The 19,212-nt window shown below is 43.5% G+C and carries 15 protein-coding genes and 1 pseudogene; 2 read left to right on the top strand and 14 right to left on the bottom strand.

From position 1 onward, the window contains the following. Positions 1–332 precede the first annotated feature (332 nt). The 5 genes and pseudogenes from G630_RS24300 to G630_RS0113900 form a co-directional block, all read right to left on the bottom strand. Positions 333–560, bottom strand: a pseudogene (locus G630_RS24300) (hemolysin III family protein); the annotation flags it as partial. 33 nt (positions 561–593) lie between these two features. Further along, complete coding sequence (locus G630_RS0113915) at positions 594–2,090, bottom strand: ATP-binding protein (protein ID WP_026498937.1); 1,497 nt, start codon at positions 2,088–2,090, stop codon at positions 594–596. Between the two features lie 62 nt (positions 2,091–2,152). Continuing rightward, positions 2,153–3,529, bottom strand: a complete 1,377-nt coding sequence (locus tag G630_RS0113910) for a vWA domain-containing protein (RefSeq protein WP_155831993.1) — start codon at positions 3,527–3,529, stop codon at positions 2,153–2,155. Between the two features lie 138 nt (positions 3,530–3,667). Beyond that, positions 3,668–4,669 carry a leucine-rich repeat protein gene (locus G630_RS22005; protein ID WP_049946224.1) on the bottom strand — a complete coding sequence of 334 codons (1,002 nt, stop codon included), beginning with the start codon at positions 4,667–4,669 and terminating at the stop codon, positions 3,668–3,670. A 12-nt stretch (positions 4,670–4,681) separates the two neighbouring features. Continuing rightward, positions 4,682–5,581 (bottom strand): Uma2 family endonuclease, encoded by a 900-nt coding sequence (locus G630_RS0113900; protein WP_026498935.1) that lies wholly within the window; start codon positions 5,579–5,581, stop codon positions 4,682–4,684. A 331-nt stretch (positions 5,582–5,912) separates the two neighbouring features. Here G630_RS0113900 and G630_RS0113895 point away from each other — a divergent pair, with 331 nt between their 5' ends. Continuing rightward, positions 5,913–6,758, top strand: a complete 846-nt coding sequence (locus G630_RS0113895; protein WP_026498934.1) for a hypothetical protein — start codon at positions 5,913–5,915, stop codon at positions 6,756–6,758. Positions 6,759–6,869: 111 nt separating this feature from the next. Here G630_RS0113895 and G630_RS0113890 read toward each other — a convergent pair whose 3' ends face one another. The 7 genes from G630_RS0113890 to G630_RS0113860 all read right to left on the bottom strand — a co-directional run bounded on the left by G630_RS0113890 (position 6,870) and on the right by G630_RS0113860 (position 15,019). Continuing rightward, a complete protein-coding gene (locus G630_RS0113890) occupies positions 6,870–7,661 on the bottom strand; it encodes an ABC transporter ATP-binding protein (protein WP_022762432.1) in 792 nt (263 codons plus the stop codon). A 33-nt stretch (positions 7,662–7,694) separates the two neighbouring features. Beyond that, a complete protein-coding gene (locus G630_RS0113885) occupies positions 7,695–8,576 on the bottom strand; it encodes an ABC transporter permease (RefSeq protein WP_022762431.1) in 882 nt (293 codons plus the stop codon). A gap of 217 nt (positions 8,577–8,793) precedes the next feature. Then, on the bottom strand, positions 8,794–9,927 hold the full coding sequence (locus G630_RS0113880; RefSeq protein ID WP_022762430.1) for an ABC transporter substrate-binding protein: 1,134 nt from the start codon (positions 9,925–9,927) through the stop codon (positions 8,794–8,796). A gap of 188 nt (positions 9,928–10,115) precedes the next feature. After that, positions 10,116–12,185 carry a glycogen debranching protein GlgX gene (gene glgX, locus G630_RS22000; RefSeq protein WP_081667956.1) on the bottom strand — a complete coding sequence of 690 codons (2,070 nt, stop codon included), beginning with the start codon at positions 12,183–12,185 and terminating at the stop codon, positions 10,116–10,118. Between the two features lie 173 nt (positions 12,186–12,358). Next, positions 12,359–12,847, bottom strand: a complete 489-nt coding sequence (locus tag G630_RS0113870) for a dihydrofolate reductase (protein WP_022762428.1) — start codon at positions 12,845–12,847, stop codon at positions 12,359–12,361. 12 nt (positions 12,848–12,859) lie between these two features. Next, on the bottom strand, positions 12,860–13,711 hold the full coding sequence (thyA, locus tag G630_RS0113865) for a thymidylate synthase (RefSeq protein WP_022762427.1): 852 nt from the start codon (positions 13,709–13,711) through the stop codon (positions 12,860–12,862). A 24-nt stretch (positions 13,712–13,735) separates the two neighbouring features. Continuing rightward, a complete protein-coding gene (locus G630_RS0113860; RefSeq protein WP_026498932.1) occupies positions 13,736–15,019 on the bottom strand; it encodes a leucine-rich repeat protein in 1,284 nt (427 codons plus the stop codon). 315 nt (positions 15,020–15,334) lie between these two features. On the opposite strand from G630_RS0113860, the gene G630_RS0113855 reads away from it, so the two are divergent. Then, complete coding sequence (locus tag G630_RS0113855) at positions 15,335–16,423, top strand: type I 3-dehydroquinate dehydratase (RefSeq protein ID WP_026498931.1); 1,089 nt, start codon at positions 15,335–15,337, stop codon at positions 16,421–16,423. Between the two features lie 77 nt (positions 16,424–16,500). Here the strand turns inward: G630_RS0113855 and G630_RS0113850 are convergent, their stop codons facing one another. Both G630_RS0113850 and G630_RS0113845 read right to left on the bottom strand, forming a co-directional pair. After that, positions 16,501–18,102 (bottom strand): MBL fold metallo-hydrolase RNA specificity domain-containing protein, encoded by a 1,602-nt coding sequence (locus G630_RS0113850; RefSeq protein ID WP_026498930.1) that lies wholly within the window; start codon positions 18,100–18,102, stop codon positions 16,501–16,503. A 166-nt stretch (positions 18,103–18,268) separates the two neighbouring features. Then, positions 18,269–19,108 (bottom strand): hypothetical protein, encoded by an 840-nt coding sequence (locus G630_RS0113845; RefSeq protein WP_026498929.1) that lies wholly within the window; start codon positions 19,106–19,108, stop codon positions 18,269–18,271. Positions 19,109–19,212 lie beyond the last annotated feature (104 nt).

Here is a 19,212-nt window from a genome sequence, read left to right as displayed (position 1 = left end):
CAGACCATCTTTGATGATGCAGCAATAGAAGCAATACTCAACGCAGCTGATGGAACTCCGCGTCTCATAAACAAGTACTGTAACGCCAGCCTCCTTATAGGTGACAGCGCCAAAGCTGATCTCATTACAACCGACATCGTCATGCAGGCAGTCAATGACTGCGAACTTGGTTAGGATTATATCCCTCACTCATTTAAAGTGCGTGAGGGATGATTTCATTTATATAATCTGAAAATCAGGTGTCAAACAATCTGACTGAACCCTTTGTCTGACACCCTATGCAGCCTCATTTAAAGTGAAGATTGAGGACTCATTTAATGTGCCGGACAACAAGATAGCCAGCGCGGACAGTTGATCCAGAAAAGCTTCATCAAAATCCCTATGATTGCAAGACTCCAGACAGCTATAAGGAGCGGAATGCCAATCTTAGAACTAAGCACAAGAACGCAAACCGGCGTGTAGGAGCCGGCGATAAGCACGAATATCATAGAATGGTCCAATTTACAGAATATGTAGTTTTCATTACTATGTCTTGTAATACAAATACTGCATCTGTGAATAGAAAGTGTCAATTCGTAAACTTGCGAGTTTCCTCACACTTCCAGAACCTGCGCTACAATCTCTTTTCTCCTGTCACGAAGGAGCAGGAGCTTATTATACTTGTAATATTCCTCCGAGCCCTCATTCTGGATGAAGTTCAGACTATAGTGACCTGAATCCAGCCTTGTAAGGAACAGAACCATCTCCTGCTCCTCGCCGTAAATCTGCTGAAGGAATGAGAAACAGTTCGAAAGGTGCTTTCCGGTATTCTCGGCACTCTCCCTACGTGTGAGCTCTCTCTCGGAAAACCATGCCTTGATAATATCCTTATTATCCTCAGTCTCAGAGCTGGCAAGCTTTCTCTCAAGATTCTCAAGCGCCTGGATCTCCTTCTTAAGCGTGATCTCGGATGACTTATCCATCAGATGTTCACCGGCCTTCTGCTCGTATTCTGCACGCATTTCCTTTATACGAAGCTGAAGCCTTTTATATATCGAAGGTTCTTCCGCGAAAACAGTACCCTTAACAATGTCAGTAATCTCCTTCTGGAGCTTTTTCTGCACTCCAAACTCACCGTCATATGCCTTGAATTCCTGATTAAGTCTGTCTATAAGAAGATTTATTATGCTGAGTTTTTCATCAAAAGGAGCCTTGCGCAGCTTATCTCTCTCAGCGGGAACACTCCCCTCGAGGATCTCATCGACATTATATACGTCCTCATACTTGTGGTAGAGCGCATAATACATGGCAAAATCTCTGGCAACCTCAGGCTCCTGAAGGTACTGTGAAGTCACCTTCTCATCGACCTCAATGCCGAGCTTTTCATAGGCTCTGATCAACTGTGACAGATCTTCCCATCCTCTGGCGGTTACGAAACGCTTGCCCTGGATATCATTTTTTATTCTGTAAAAATTGTCCTTGTGAATATCGAGGTAAGCCAGGATTGATCCGTGAATTCCGTTGAAATCTGCGTAGCTCTTGAAGGCCTCGAGATCCTCCTCGATGTCGATTCTCTTCACACGGTCAAGGGTAACTATATCAAAGTCCCTGACAGCCTTGTTGTACTGCGGTGGGTTTCCGGCCGTAACAATGATGAAACCATCCGGTACCTTGTGCGCACCAAAGGTCTTATACTGCAAAAATTGCAGCATGGTGGGAACAAGTGTCTCTGATACACAGTTTATCTCGTCAAGGAAAAGGATTCCTTCCTTAACGCCGGTCTGATTTATTTTGTCATAGACGGAGGCGATGATCTCACTCATTGTGTACTCGGTGACGGAGGTCTCTTTTCCCCCATATTCCTTCTTCGATATAAAGGGAAGTCCGATCGCACTCTGCCTGGTGTGATGAGTTATGGTATAGGAAACGAGGTTGACCGAGAGTTCCTCCGCAACCTGCTCCATGATGGCTGTCTTACCGATTCCCGGAGGTCCGATAAGAAGAATCGGGCGCTGCTTCTGCACGGGGATGAGATAGTTCCCCATCTCGTCCTTTTCGCGGTATGCCTTTATGGTGTTGATGATTTCCTGCTTCGCTTGTTGTATGTTCATATTCGTCCTTTCTCCCCTCATCCGGCAGCTATGCTGCCACCTTCCCCCCAAGGGGAAGGCCTTTAGATGTATAATTGAATCGCCCAGTTTGGCATTTTGTCGGCGCCGGTCTCCTTGTCCGACGGAAAAACGAAGGCGGTATCGTAGTCCGTGGGTTTCTCGGGATAGTCCCCAAAGCCATCAGTGAAGTACATGAGACCTCGAAGATGCTTCAACTCTCCTTTTTTCCTAAGGTCGTCCACATAGGAAAATACCGGTCTGAAGTCTGTTCCATATCCGCCTGAAATCTCAAATCTGTCGGCGTAGTGCTCCATCTCCTCGGGATGATTGATAGTCAGGTCATTTTGGACTCTGTTGTCGCACTCAATGATGTGGACGTGTATCTCCCGGAAAAAATTCTCGCTGCTACGCAAAATCCCGGCAGTTTCATTAAGAAATGTCTGTACGAGTTCTTCGGAACATGAGGCTGACGTGTCGATTGCTATTACCAATTCGTCGACCTTGTGTGTCTCGCTGTACTCATTCTCTTCTATAAGAGGCATATTGCCGTAGATCTCCATGCCGTAATTATACAGTCCGTAATCGAAGGAATCCGGATCTATGCGTATTTCCTCCCTTACAACCGCTATCTGGTTAAGAAAATCGGTGTAGTAGGTCTTATCCTGGGTGTCCGCTTTCAGATAGAATTTAAGGCTCCCCGTCTCGGTGCTCTTCTCATCGCCGAGACTTGCAATATCGCTCTTTATGCGTTTCGCAGTATTCTTCCAGGCATCCTCGACTTCCTTTTTATTGGCCCTTCTGAGCCTCATCTGCATCTGCATGTCGATGTCGGGCTTATCTTCCTTACGGGGCTCTTCTTCCTTATTATCAAGCCTGTCCCAGAAGCTGTGGTCGTCCAGCTTGAACTCGCGTACCAGGCGGTTCCAGGTATCTTCCGTAATCAGATTCTCGTTGGCGGAACCTGAGTCCCTTATGTTCCATTCAACATTTTTCTCCAGAAAACTATATATCTTCTCTGCTGTCAGGACCTTAAGTTCTTCCGTGAGCTTCCCATACCACCGCTCCCTGAGATCGGAGCTGACTCTGTAAATGCACTGATAATCCATTGAATCAAGGATGCTCTCCACCGCAATGTCGCAGGCAAGATCCCACAACTCAGCATCCGGGTACTCCGAAGCCCTGTACATGTGCCTGAACATGCAATGCATCAGCATATGAAGGTAGGTCCTGTTTAGTTTATTCGGATCCTCGACATAGGTTTTGAAAACATAATTAGGATTATACAGCACGCTGACCGCGTCAGTCCCTACCGATGTGGTGGACATATCACGCCGAATTTCGAGTATGGAAAGAGCCGGAGCCATGAATCGCATGGATAAAAGAAGCTCCGTTTTGACGCTGGTCCATATTTTGTTGGCAAGGTTATCTGTTTGGTTCAAAATGTACCCCTCATCCGGCACTTCGTGCCACCTGTCTCCGCTCCGCTCCGGTCCGCGCAAAGCCGACGTCCCCCGGACGTCGTGCGCCCCCCAAGGGGAAGGCTTTTATTATTCTGTATTCCCCAAGGGGAAGGCTTATTAGAAATCCAATTCAAGAATATTGTCATCTTTACGATTTGTGACACTTTCGTCACCACTTTTCTCCACATCACTGTCAGTTTCTGCGTAGTCCATAAGCATACTAACTATTGCGGTGATACCTCTGTCAGCAGCTATATGTGCTAATTTACGGGCATCGGCCTTCGTTATAAGCTTTCGTTCAAGGTAGAAAGCGGTGTGTTCCTCGGTATCTCTGAGATAATCATCAAAGGTTCCTATATTAGCTACGGTATTTGTCCCTGCCTTACCTTTTGAGACAGTTCCTGCATTATCGACCGCTATGGTCAAACTCTTCAAAGCATGCTCCAGGAGCCACTTCTCATAGGCAATACGGGCATCTTCAGATAGTTCATAGGGTGCAAGGATTCTCGCCATCGCGATCATCTCTGCCGTGCCCTTATCATCCGCCGAAACTTTTGAAAAGAGGTTATCGTACTCTCTAAAGCCTATCTGGTCACTTTTTACGCACTCTCTGTAAGCATAACCGGTTCCCTCAATGGCAAACTGAATAGTTCTCGCCATCGTATTTTCCACAAAATCATAGTTAAATCCCGGAAATACCAGCAGAGCCTCGCCATCAGGCATATGCATTCTGAAGGTCAATCGCCTGTCATTGTCCTCGAGGATTCTTCGTATAATGTAGTTGTTCCCATTTTCCAGGAAAACCTCGATTTCTTCAAGGCTCTCACACTGTCTCGTACCACCGTCAAGGTACTCCGTGACCGAATCGGTTAACGATATTTTCTTGAGATTCCCGCAGTTATGAAAAGCAAATCCAAGAATAGTGTGTACAGAATTCGGAATTGCAACCTCTACAAGGTCATCTCTTGAGGAAAAGGCATGATTACCGATAATCCTCACCGGAACAAGATTACTGTCGGACTCCGGTATAACCAGCTGTCTGCACGAGTCTTCACAACCCTTTATTATGAGATACTTTCCATTTTTTTCATCAGTGGTTTCTTCAAATTTATAATTCATTTTTCATAAATCCTATTCTACCGGTCCGCAAATCGAATCCACATACTCTGCGATATCTGCGAAATCAATCTGCAGTTTTCCGTCATATAACCCTATCGGAATCTTATCTCCAAACCCATAGATAGTTATATCATCATTATCCTCATCGTCAAAGCTATACACAAGCACATTCCTCTTCTTTGGATCCACAAGCCAGAACTCCTTAACACCGGCATACTTATATTTTTTAGCCTTGATAAACCTGTCCTTTCTCGCGGTTGATGGCGATATGATCTCAACAACAAAATCAGGATTGCCATATATTCTCTTCTCAGTAATCTTAGATGGGTCACAAACTATAAAAACGTCCGGCTCCAGAATAGTCCTATCATCTCTGTCAAGCTGTACGTCTGTCGGTGATATAAAGGGTATGCATTTTCCTTTGTTTTTTCTTATATAATTGCGAATCGGTGCATAGATTTCACCGCCCATAAGCTGATGTCTCGTAGATGGCGCATCCATATAAAAGAAATAACCGTCAATTAGCTCAACTCGCACATCATCCGGAAGAGCCTCGTAATCCTCAATTGTATATTCTCCCTGCTTCTTCCCATTAAAATGCTCCAGGTCGACTTTTTTCTTACTCCCATAAATTATAGCAGGCTCTTCTCTCAGGTTTTCGTAGTGTTCCCCCTCCGCGCCGTATTTTTTTTCTTTGCTATCGCCATAAGATTTAAACCTATAGCTTTCCTTCGCAGCACTATCCGGCTCCAATACCTTTTGTAACATCACGATGGTATCATGCCTGGGTGACTTCGTCTCTCCGTTAAAAATCTTCTGTATTGTCCCCAGTGGTACCCCGGATAACTCCGAAAGCTTTTTATAGGAGTATCCAAATTCCCGCCTTCTCTGCTTCATTTCATCTATAGTCATGAGTACACCTCCGGAGCATCATAATAAAAGCATAAATAAATAGCCGTTTACGGGTGTTTTTGTTTATTATCATTTACTATCATATCACATTTATATCCGAGTTTAAACCGTATTCGGTATTATTAAGGATGCTTTATCATGGGAATATTTTTCATCAATATAGTTGTAATATTTTATTGTATTTATACGTTTATTTCCCATAAATAAACATTATTATAATTGTATGAAATAAACCTCCATTCTATTGAAGTGTATACCACGCGCGCTTATACTCAAAATCATAGGAATACTGCATTCTTATGCACTTTTTCTTATGAATAGGAGGGTTTTCATGAAAGTATTTGAGAGATTTAGAAAAAGATTTGCAATAACCATGGCAGGTGTTTTATCTGCCACCACATTGGCAGCGCCCATTGCACCAGCTATTGTTGCGCATGCAGAGCTCCCTGCCAAGGCAGGCGCAACCCAGTTGAAGACTTTCAAGGATGTAAGGGATAATCTTCAAAAGGATGCCATAGAAGTAATTAGTGAGGAAGAGTACTGCAAGTCAGATACCATAACAGGAAGAAAAGAAGGTGACACAGCACCTGACAAAAATGATTGTACCTGTTTCAAATTCCATGCAGGGGTTGATGGAAAAATCACCTTCAGCATTTTTGGCGACGGGAAAGTTTATGTTGATTTCTGGAAGGCAGATGCCGAAAAGCCTGAGCTCGAAAAAGAACTTACACTCGTAAAGGATGTAGAAAATAAAACTGATTTTGGTAATATCAAATTGACAGCTGGTGACTATTACATCTCATTCCTCAACATGGATACAAAAGATATTAAAGTTGATATTGCCTGCGTATTTGAATCTAAGGCTGCAACCTCCAAGCTCGTCAAGGTCGAGTCTCCTTCCAAGAAGGCTCTCAAAGTAACATTCAAGAAAGTTAAGGATGCTGATGGCTATGAGGTTATTTGTGCCACAGATAAGTATTTCGAAAAAAATCGTGTACAAAAAGCATTTGCAAATAAGAAGGTAAAGTTCGAAAAGAAGAACGGTACAGTAACCATCAAGAAGCTTAAGAAGGGAAAGAAATACTATGTTGGCGTAAGAACTTATGTTGTAAAAGACGGCAAGAAGTATTTCTCCGGATGGTCAGAATACACCCGCAAACCCATTAAGGTTAAGTAAACCAAAAATGCAGCTTTAATCGCTCATAAGATGAAATAAATAAACGCCCTCCGTAACCTGCTATTCTTCCAAGAGAATCATGCAGATTACAGAGGGCTTATTTTTTATCCTTTATGAAAGCACCATAGCATCATTGACCTCATCATTTCCGGCCTCTTCGAATTTCTGAAGAAGATCGGCAACCTTGAGGTTCTTCTTCTCCTCACCCGATACATCATAGATGATCTTACCTTCACTCATCATGATAAGACGATTTCCATGAGCGATGGCATCCTTCATGTTATGTGTAACCATGAGGGCTGTAAGACCGTGCTCCTTGATGATGTTTTCGGAGATCTCAAGCACCTTCTTTGCGGTCTTGGGATCAAGGGCTGCTGTGTGCTCGTCGAGAAGGAGCAGATCGGGCTTTTTAAGTGAAGCCATAAGAAGAGTCACTGCCTGTCTCTGACCACCGGACAAAAGTCCGACCTTACTGGTAAGACGATCCTCGAGTCCGAGATCAAGTGACTTCAAAAGCTCTTTGTACCTTGCTCTCTCGTTATTATTGATTCCGCTCTTAAGACCTCTGCTCTGTCCACGTCTTGCAGCAAGTGCAAGATTCTCTTCAATCTGCATTGTAGCAGCGGTTCCCATCATGGGATCCTGAAAAACACGACCAATGTACTGTGCTCTCTTGTACTCGGGGAGCTTTGTTATATCATGTCCGTTCAGGACTATGCTTCCCTCATCAATCGGCCACACGCCTGCAACAGCGTTAAGGATGGTCGATTTTCCCGCACCGTTACCACCGATAACAGTTACGAAGTCTCCGTCGTTCAATGTGAGATCAACGCCGTTAAGAGCGACTCTCTCGTTGATTGTTCCTTTATTGAATATCTTTACAAGATTCTTGATTTCTAACATAGTTTCTTTTCCTCTGCTTATGCTCTTTTTACTTTATCTCTGTTTCACCTTGATTCCAAGATATCCCTGAATAGCCGGGATTCCAAGGAATACCGCAACGAGTACCGCACTTAAGAGCTTAAGGTATGTTGAAGGAAGTCCGAGCTGAAGAACAACTGCGATTACGATGTAGTAAATGATCGCGCCTACAACAGATACTCCCATTCTCACTGCGAAATTATGTCTTGATCCGAAAATAACCTCACCGATGATAACCGCAGCAAGTCCGATAACGATAGCACCACGACCTGCGTTGACATCGGCATTTCCCTGATACTGTGCATAAAGTCCGCCGGCAAAAGCTGTAAGACCGTTACTTACAACAAGTCCGATTCTGATGCAGCGACCGGTATTGATACCCTGTGCTCTTGCCATGTTCTGATTACATCCGGTAGCACGGATAGCTGATCCGATCTCGCTTCCGAAGAACATGTACAGAAGGAAAATGATTATCGCAACTATGATCACGCTCATGATGATTGAATAGTTAATAAATCTGAGGCTGACAATAAGAGCATACTGATCTACGCTTATCGCCTGGTTCGATTTTCCCATAATGGCAAGGTTCACCGAATATAAACCGAGCTGTGTAAGGATTCCGGAAAGTATCGGCGGAATTTTCAACATTGTATGCAGAAGTCCGGTAACATAGCCGGCACACATTCCTGCAAGAAATGAACAAATGAGAGCTACATATACGCTCTGTCCTGAGAGCATAAGCATTACGCAGGTAGCTCCTCCGGTACAGAAGGATCCGTCAACAGTCATGTCGGCGTAGTCAAGTACCTTGAATGTGAGAAAAACGCTGATTGCCAGAATTCCCCAGATAAGTCCCTGGGCAACAGAACCCGGCAGTGCATGTAATAGCGAGATCATAAATATTACTCCTTTGTAAAATAATATACAACGCATAGAAATAGAATTTCGCTTGCGAAATTCTTGCGCGCGAGCAGATTGCGTGAGCAATAACTACCTTTCTGCGAGCTGCGCATCCCGCGGAGCGCTTATCTTGTTTTGAAAAAACAAGATAAGAAGGTGCTCGCGTGATATGAGCACCTTCGCCTGTTTTTTAATTAAAATGTATTCCGATAGATTACTCTGACATATCGATTGCTGTAAGGCCATCAAGAAGAGCATCGTCAAACTCGATAGCTTCAGCAGTCTCAGGATTGTACTCGTTTGTGATACCTTCGGATACATACTCGATAGGCATCTCTGCAGGGTTCTTGCCGTTTACAAGAATCTCGAAAGCCTGCTTACCTGCTGTAACGCCGAGGTCATAGTAGCTGATGGAAAGTGTTGCAAGACCGCCGTTTTTGCACATGTTCTCCTCACCGCAGATGATGGGAAGCTTTGCAGGCCATGCTGCATTCTTAACGATAGACATGTTATCGGCGATTGTGTTGTCTGTAGGGATGTACAGGCAGTCGCTGTTAGCGATTGCATTTGTAACAACTGACTGAATCTCATTAGAATCAGCAACTGTGTACTCCTTGTAACCGATACCTGCTGCATCAAGAGCTGCGGCAGCAAGGTCAACCTGGAACTTGGAGTTAGCCTCTGATGAGCAGTAAAGAATACCAACCTGCTTAGCATCGGGAACGAGCTTCTGAAGAAGTGCGATCTGCTCGTCTACGGGAGCAAGGTCGGAAGCACCTGTAACGTTTGTGCCGGGTGCATTGTTATCATTGATTACGCCTGCTGACTTGTAGTCTGTGATTGATGTTCCGACTACCGGGATATCACCTGTAGCAGCTGCAACTGCCTGAAGTGCAGGTGTTGCGTTTGCCATGATAAGATCATCTTTGTCATTTACGAATTTTGTAGCGATGGTAGCACAGTTAGCCTGCTCGCCCTGAGCGTTCTGATAATCGAACTCTACTGAATAGCCTGCCTCACCAAGTGCCTCCTCAAGGCCTTCCTCGAAGCCCTTTGTAGCAGCATCAAGTGCGGGATGCTCAACCAGCTGGATAACACCTACGTGGAAAGTCTTACCGCCTTCGGGATCCTCTGCATCCTCAGAAGCTGCCTCTTCGGTCACCTCCTCTGCAGCATCCTCAGCCTCTGCTGTATCATCAGCAGCTTCTGCTTCAGTTGTATCTGCCTCTGCAGTCTCCTCTGTCTTTGCAGGCTCAGAAGTAGTGTTGCCGCCTGCTGTACGAGCGCAGCCTGTCATACTGAAAATCATAGCTGTGCTAAGAACCATAGCAAGAATCTTCTTTTTCATACGTTTCCTCCTCGTTTTTTCGGATGCTCCTTTTAAAAAGCCGGTGTAACCCCGGTATTTTCAAGCCATCCTGTGATTATTTAACTCTTTAACATTTTGACACTTTAAACTGTCAAAGTAAACAAATATTATATTATCTCAAACTACCCCTTAGGTCAAGGAAAAAGGATATATTTTATCATCCATTATCAATTTGCCTTAAGTATTGCCGTGGATCTGTTCTTTAAACATATTCTTCCCGAACCGTCATAGCCATAGCCTCCTGATTCGAGTACAAGCTCCCATTTATACCCTTCAGGCAAAATAGGCAGTTCAAAATCGTGATCCTCCCAGTGCGCATTTACAGCCACATAAATGAATGTATTCTTTTTAAGGCCGTACTTTTGGCCATCCTCCGAATACATGTATGCAAAGGCAAGCCCCGGTGAATTCGTATCAATATCCCAAGCCCTGCATCCATGAAATGACAGTTCCGGATATCCCGTACCGTTATATTCGCCGTCCGCAGAACCCGTATACATAACAGGATGCCTTTTTCTGAAGGCTATTAGCGTTTTTACATAGTCATACAGGTGCTTATTCTTATCAAGAAGCGACCAGTCCAGCCAGGAAATCTCATCATCATGACAATACGCGTTGTTGTTGCCAAACTGTGTATTCCCAAATTCGTCCCCGGAAAGCAGCATAGGCATTCCGCGGCTTGTAAGAAGTATGGTCATCAGATTTTTCATCTGTCTGAACCGCAAATCTAAGATGTCAGGATTATCAGTGTCGCCTTCGAAGCCACAGTTCCAGCTGTCGTTGTCATTACAGCCATCTTGGTTCCTCTCACCGTTGGCCTCGTTGTGCTTGTCGTTGTAGGATACAAGATCATAGAGTGTAAAACCGTCATGACAGCATACAAAATTAACCGAGGATTCGAAACCTCCTTCTCCGTAGAGATCCTTGGAACCGCTTATTCTCCTTATTATTTCGGGAGCCTGTTCCTCACCGCCCTTGATGAATTTGCGGATGCAGTCTCTGTATTTTCCGTTCCACTCAGCCCAGCGCTCTCCCCAATGATGGAAATTGCCGACCTGATAGAGCCCGCCGGCATCCCAGGCTTCAGCAATCAGCAGTGATTTTCCAAGTACCACATCATTGGCTATATTGTTCAAAAGGGGCGGATTCATCATCGGAGATCCATCCTTATCTCTCGACAAAATCGATGCAAGATCGAACCTGAAGCCGTCGATGTGATACGCCGTCACCCAGTATCTGAGGCAGTCCAGCACCATGTGCCTCACAATGGGATTATTGCAGTTCATGGTATTGCCGCAGCCACTGAAATTGTAGTAATATCCCTCGGGTGTAAGGAGATAATAGGTCCTGTTATCGATTCCGCGATATGAAATGTAAGGCCCGTTCTCATTTCCTTCAGCAGTATGATTGAAAACCACATCCAGTACTACTTCTATTCCATTCTTGTGGAATTCCTTGATCATGTGTTTGAATTCGTAACCTTCCATTCCAAGAGGAGCAGAAGCTGCATACCCGGCCTTCGGCGCAAAGAAGCCCACCGTGGAATACCCCCAGTAGTTATAAAGTCTTTTTCCACCGACCTCTCTCGAATTTTCAAACTCATCGAATTCAAAAACAGGCATGAGTTCAACACAGTTTATGCCAAGCTCCTTAAGGTACGGGATTTTTCCCATAACTCCGGCATAAGTCCCTCTGTGCCTGACATTGCTGTTCTTATTTTGTGTAAAAGAGCGAACGTGCATCTCATAGATAACCAGCTTCTCTACCGGAATTTCAAGGGGTTTGTCCCCGCCCCATGTAAAGTCCTCATCCACAATCTGCCCTCTATGAACAAACTGCTCATCTTCACGATGTTTCTTCCCCCATACGGTCCTGCCGGAAATCGATTTTGCATAAGGATCCAGCAGCACTCTGTTCTTGTCATATAAAAGCCCTTTTTCAGGCTCATAGGGGCCATCAAAAATATATCCGTATTCGGTGGTCTCGGAATTTATACCATAAACGAGCATAGTGTACACATTTCCGATTCTGTACTCTTCAGGAAACGGTATTTTTATCCACGGCTTTTTCTGACCGTGGTGAAACAAAACCAAGGTACAACCTGTGGCCTCCTTCGAGTAAACGCTGAAATTTACACTATCGTCTTCCCGGAGCGTTGCCCCAAAAGGGAACACTTTCCCGGCTCTATACCTTAATGGTCCGATTTTATTGGTAGGAATATCATCAATCAGCAGCATTCGTGTACCTCCGGACTAAAAAAATACCTATATATAAAAATTATAAAATACACCTATACACTACAGATGTTACTTTTTTTCATACTTTATAAAAGTTATATAAACAAAAACTCCCACGAATTACATTACAAATTCTTGGGAGTCCTTATCATTATAATATGCTCTTTTAAATATTACTTCCGCTTGTAGGTTCTGAAGGTGTAGGTCGTATCGAAATACGCCTGTTCCTCGCTCTCCTCGACAAGTTCCCATTCCTCCGATTCATCGAGATTCGGGAAGAAACGGTCAGCCTCAAAGGTCCTGTCAATCTTGGTAACAATGCAGGTATCTGTCATCGGAAGAAGTTCTTCGTATACCTTCGCTCCGCCGATGCAATACACGATGTCCGTGTCATACTCTGCAAGTGCATCCTTCAGTTCATCAAGATCATGAACTACTGTAGCATTTTTTACTTCGTAATTGGGATTGGTTGAAAGAATAATATTCTTTCTTCCTTCAAGCGGCTGCTGCCCCGGGAAGGTCTCAAGTGTCTTTCTTCCGTAAACCAGTACCTTGCCCATGGTCTCTGCTCTGAAGTTCTTCATGTCGTTTGGAATTCTGATAAGGAGCTGGCCCTTGTTGCCGATTCCCCAATGCTCGTCGGCAGATAGAATCATTTTCATGTATTTTTCCTCTTAAATCGCTATCGGTATATTCGTGATCTGCTCGCCCGCCACCTCGTAGTTCTCAAGCGAGACATCATTTCTTGTGAACTCATAAAAATCGTGAACATCGGGGTTCAGCTTGAAAGTCGGAGCAGGCTTCGGCTCTCTTTTTATTAGTTCCTTGATAATATCTACATGTCTGTCATAGATGTGAGCATCAGCGATCACGTGCACAAGCTCACCTACCTTCATATCGCAGACCTGCGCAAGCATATGAACCAGAACAGAGTACTGAACAACATTCCAGTTGTTTGCTGCCAGCACATCCTGAGAGCGCTGATTCAAAATTGCATTCAGGGTGAGCTTATCGTCGCCCTTTTTCTGAGTAACATTGAAGGTCATGCTGTAGGCACAGGGATATAGGTTCATCTCTGACAGATCCTGGTGCACATAGATATTGGTCATAATTCTTCTGGAAAAAGGATTGTTCTTAAGATCATAGATAACCCTGTCAACCTGATCAAACATTCCCTCTTTATACTTGTGCTTAACGCTCATCTGATAGCCGTAGGCCTTACCGATTGAGCCGTTTTCATCAGCCCACTCATCCCAGATGTGGCTGTGCAGATCGTTTACATTGTTGGACTTCTGCTGCCAGATCCAGAGCATCTCATCCGTTGCACTCTTGAGCGCGGTCTTGCGAAGAGTCATTATCGGGAACTCCTCTGCAAGATTGTAGCGGTTAACCACGCCGAACTTTTTTATCGTATATGCAGGCGTTCCATCCTCCCAGTGAGGGCGAACCTTCTCGCCCTCAGTACTGGTACCGTTCTCAAGGATGTCCTTGCACATATTTATGAAAATCTCATCAGCTTTACTCATTGAATCCTCCGAACAAAACAGTTCTTAGATAATCTTGTACTTAACGCCGCCGACGATCTTCTTTTTAAGAAGCTTCTTGTATTTCTTTCTAAGCTTTGAATCGGGGCTGAGTACTGTAGTCTTCTTGCTTATGTTGGTAAATGCATTTTTGCCGACTGAACTGAGATTTCTTGTTCTGAAGGTAATCTTCTTAAGGCTTGTACAGCTGTCAAATGCCTTTGTTCCGATCTTGGTCACATTATCGCCGATCTCTACAGTTTTAATCTTCTTATTACCGGCAAATGCCTTTTGATCTATCTCGGTAATTTTGTATGTAGTACCATCAATATTTACAGTCGCGCCGATCTTCACATTCTTGATGTTGTTATTTGCCTTTGTGAAACCAAGAAGCTTAACTGTTCCTGATCCGTCACCGGCAACTCTTGTAATTTCATACTTATAATCTGAGACTGCTGATGCTGTCTTCTTCTTAACTACTTCCGTAACAAATATGGTGTTGGAATAAACACAATTAGTTGTAGTAACCGTATGCTCAAGAGCAGAACGATACTTCTGAATGCAGCCGAGTCTTATGCGAACGCCCTTTGCCGGATATCCGAGACTTAAAAGATCGGGATCTGTTGTGGAAAGTGAATATGATGTAGCACCGCCGTTTCCGATTTCCTTGATCTTGGTTACATTATCTGCATAAAGTTCAAGACAGAAACCGTCAAAAGAGCTAAGTGTGCTGTAGTTATTTGCCTTCTGAACGTTACTCCAGCTAAAGTTCAGCTTGTTGCCTTCATGCTTCATGGTAAATCCCTCAGCAGGAAGGAAAGAAACAAATTTAACACAAAGTCTGTTGGTAATCGGATAGCTTGCACTTGCGTTGCCATCATTTGCGCTGAGGCAAATATAATACCATTCATTCTTAGCAAGTCCGTTGAGCGGGAACATGATATCAAGTGCTCTTCCGCCGGCATCATTTCTGTATGCCGCACCTGCTCCGCCAACTGTCTGCTGAGAAATAACGCTTCCATATCTGTCAAGGATCTTAGCCGTGAACTGACCGCTGGCTGTGCTGTTCTCAACAACGGACTCAAGGCTCACCAGACTAACTCCGTCCTGAGCTCCTGTGTTGAACTTGTAGTAATATCCCTTATCCTCAATGATGGCTTCTTCAAAATAAGCCTCACCATTTGTCAGAGGAGTAGCATTTTCCTGATTGTCGTATCCCCTGATGGGAGTTCCCGTCCAGGCTTTTGCCGTAAGCGGAACTGCCGTAATAAACAGAGCGCATGCAAGCGCTGCAATTATCCCTTTTTTCATACCTTTCACCTCACATAAAAAATCTTGCAATCTCGTAGATTGCATATATCTCATAGAAGGATTCTATGAATTTACAATAAAACTCCTCATATATTCTACCACAAATACTAGGATTAGACTATTAATCTTTGAAAATCACAATATTTAGCGTTTGACTAAAAATAAAAAGCAGAATAAAATGATAACAAACAATAAACAATAATAACATATAGCAACAAATAATAACAAATAATAACAAATAATAAAATTTAGTAACAATTCATAACATGCAACACGATTTAATCAAAAACAAATATTGAAAGTAGGTGGAGTATCATGAACAAGAAAATTGATCCTTTCACAAGAACCCCCGGAATTGCCGGAAAGGCTTATATTGACAATGGTATAGCTGATGAAATAATAGAGAATTTCAGAAGTGATGACTCCGCCAAATATGTATATAAGATTACAGGACTGCGCGGTTCAGGCAAGTCAGTAGAATATAGCAAGGTAATTCGCACACTTAAAGAGGATAAGGGATGGCTGGTATATCCGTTGTCATCTTCAGGTGATGCCGTTTCGACGCTTATTTCAAAGCTCAGCTTGGAAAAATTTATCAATTCCAAGAATATAACAACAGCTGTTAGTTCATCCACATCTGCAAAAGGTAATATCGCAGTAGTATCAGGAGAAGAATCCATTAATGTTTCGAGATCATATACAGAGAATGAGCATTTTTATTCTGAGGAAGCGACACTTACAAAAATGATTACCATTGCGAACGAAAAAAAATATAAGGTTCTCGTTGGAATCGATGATATTTCAAAAACCCCTGAAATGGTCCGTCTTTTGTCAATGATTGGTTCAATGCAGTTGGAGGGACTACAGATATACCTGATAGTTACAGGATTATCAGAAAACATTGAAGACTTTTCATCAGAAAAGAATCTTACATTCTTTAAGAGAGCTGATTCACGAGAAATAAAAGGCCTGAACAAATTTGATATCGCCTATATGTATGAAAAACTGTTGGGAATTGATTCAGAAGAAGCCAGAAGAATAGAATCCGTTTCAGGTGAATATGCTTATGCATATCAGGTATTAGGTTCTCTATATTTTAGCAAGAAAGATGATGAAACACTTGACGACCTCATACCTGATTATGAACGCATTTTGTTCAAAGATTCATATGACCTGATTTGGCAATCACTGACAGATGGTGAAAAAGAAGTAGTCAGATGTTTATACAAAACCAAAGACGGAAAAGCCGAAGACATCAAATCCCAAATGAAAAATGCGGCATCATATCCTGTATTCAGAAACAGATTGATAAACAAACACTTAGTCGATGGGGATTCAAGAGGCAGATTAAAAATCCGATTGCCCAGATTTGATAAATTTATAGAAATATGGGGCGATGACTAAGCATTCCTTATATAAAGAAATAATGATAACAGGCGCACTCCCGTGCGCCTGCTTCTTGTTTAACATATATACTTCTTTCAGTTCTCCCACTTATCACAAAGTGCAAGAATCTGGTCGGCAAACTTGGCCTTGTCCTTGTTGGTCATACCCTCGCTTCTTGCAATAATCGCCGTAAGTCTTGCGCCTGCTGCCTTAAGTCTTGTAAATACGTCAGATACAACCTTGCTGGTCTTCTTGACTGCTGCCTTCGGAACCCCTTCCTTAATTATCTGACCTGAAATAAGGTCGACCTCGGTTCCGCTGTAAGGCGCATAGGTGTTAAATCCGTACTCATCCTTCAGACAATTTGCAAAGGAAGTACATGCCGAATCCTCACCGTGAACTATGAATACCTTCTTCGGCTTTTCCGTAAATCCCTGAATCCATCTGATAAGGCCTCCCTTGTCTGCGTGTCCGGAGAGACCGGTCATCTTGCAGATTTCCGCCTCGACATCAATAACTTCTCCGAAGAGCTTTACTTCATCCGCGCCGTCAATGATCGCGCGTCCCGTTGTTCCTATGGACTGATAGCCTACAAACAGGATTGTGGATTCCGGTCTCCAGAGATTGTGTTTTAAATGATGTCTGATACGCCCCGCCTCGCACATACCCGACGCTGAGATGATAACCTTTGGTGTCTCCTCCTCATTTATCGCGCGGGATTCCTCTGTTGTAATCGCAAGGTTAAGCCCCGGGAAGGATATGGGATTTATCTTATTTTTCACAAGTGCCATCGCTTCCTCATCATAGCACTCTATTGCATGGTCAGTGAAAACCTCTGTCGCTTCAACAGCCATCGGGGAGTCCACATATACCGGAAAGTCAGGCACAACCGTGACAAGTTTTTCTTTTTTTATAATACGAAGGAAATATAACATCTCCTGGGTTCTTCCAACTGCAAAGGAAGGAATGATCACGTTTCCGCCCCTCGCAAAGGTCCTGTTTAATATCTCCGCAAGCTCGCCTACGTAGTCAGGCTTCTCTTCGCCATGATATCTGTCACCATAGGTCGATTCCATGACAACATAGTCCGCGGTTGATGTGAAAGTAGGATCCTTGATAAGCGGCTGATCATTGTTGCCGATATCTCCTGAAAAGACGATTTTCTTATCGGCGCCCTTTTCAGATAGCCACACCTCGATGCTGGCAGATCCGAGCAAATGACCTATATCTGTGAACCTTATCTGTACACCCTCGCAGACTTCGATTTTCTTATCGTAGTCGCACGGAATGATGTGACGCAGCGTGTTGTCTGCATCCTCCATGGTATACAACGGCTCTATCTGCTTAATTTCCTTATTCCTCTTGCCTTTGCGCTTTCTCCACTCAGCCTCCTGCATCTGGATGTGCGCGCAGTCGCGAAGCATGATGCTGCACAGATCCGCTGTGGGCCTTGTCATATATATCTTCCCGCGGAATCCTCTTGCATATAGAAGCGGAAGATTTCCGGAGTGATCAACGTGCGCATGCGTCAGGAAAACATAATCTATCTCTGCCTCACTCACAGGCAGGTCCACATGCTCGAAGGATATTCTCCCCTGCTCCATACCATAATCTACAAGAATATGCTTATCACCAATTTCAAGATAATGACAGCTGCCGGTAACTTCATGGTCTGCACCGATGAAACAAAGCTTCATAGGCCCGTTCCCTCCTTATGTCTTAGTATGGTATTTCCTTATATTTAATTTTAATTCTGTATGTCCCTTAATTCAATTAAGAAAAAATTATATTTCCTACAGAGCTTGAGCGCGAAAATAAATAATGGGCTGCCAAACCGGCAGCCCATTAACTTATCTTACGATATTATCTTTTTACTTTAACCTTGAAGGTCTTCTGGTATCTCTTACCATTGATATCCTCAAGCATTACTGTATACTTCTTGGACTTCTTCTTTACAGTGAAGGTGAACTGATCGTTCTCGTTGCAATCCAGCACCTTAGTCTTGTCATCACCGTGCCACTTTCCTTCATCCTTCCAAACTCTGTCATTGTAAAGTGACTGGCTGCCAACTCCCTTAGGAACGCACTGCATATACTTGCTGAATCTTCCAAGAGCATTATTTATTGTTACGATTGTCTTCTTGTGCTTCTTCTTCTGTTTAATCTGGAAACAACTTGCAATCGGAACACCGTAACCAATAACATTTACGTTACCTTCAAAATAATCCCAGTTATCACAATGTGCGTAAACATAACCATAATAGGTACCTTTTTTCAGGAATGCTGTATCATTCTTAGCATCTGTAAAGTAAGGATCCTCAAATTCAGCAACCTGATTTGAGAAATTAGGATCTCCATAGATTTTAGTACGGGAACTGAGTGACTGCTTATCACGATCAGAAGATGTTGAGCTGGTGAAATATACCCATGCATCCTGAGCTAATGTAAACTTGAAATAGCCCTTTGCTTCCTTTGCATAACCTCTCTCGTTTTCACCTTCCTCTTCAAGCTTACAAGGCATTGTAAATAATGCCGGTGCACTTGCTCCGTCCTCAGCGTTTGCAAACAGCTGAAGTGTTGTCTCCGTGAAGTTTTCTGCGTGGACATCTGTTCCAAATGCGGGTGATACTACAGCTGCACCTACAACCATAGCAGTTGTGAGAACTGTAGCCACAATTCTCTTGAATAAATTTTCTTTTTTCATACTTCCCTCCATTAGTGTATTATTGTCCCCTCAATAATAGAAAAACGCAAAACCTATTCTAACATAAAACAAGGTATTATGCACAAAAAATTAAATTTTATACG

Origin of the sequence: Butyrivibrio sp. WCD2001 (assembly GCF_000424485.1) — a bacterium.
In the GTDB taxonomy this organism is placed as follows: domain Bacteria; phylum Bacillota; class Clostridia; order Lachnospirales; family Lachnospiraceae; genus Butyrivibrio.
The sequence above is the reverse complement of the archived record's forward strand: the minus strand, read 5'-3'. Positions and strand labels throughout refer to the sequence as shown.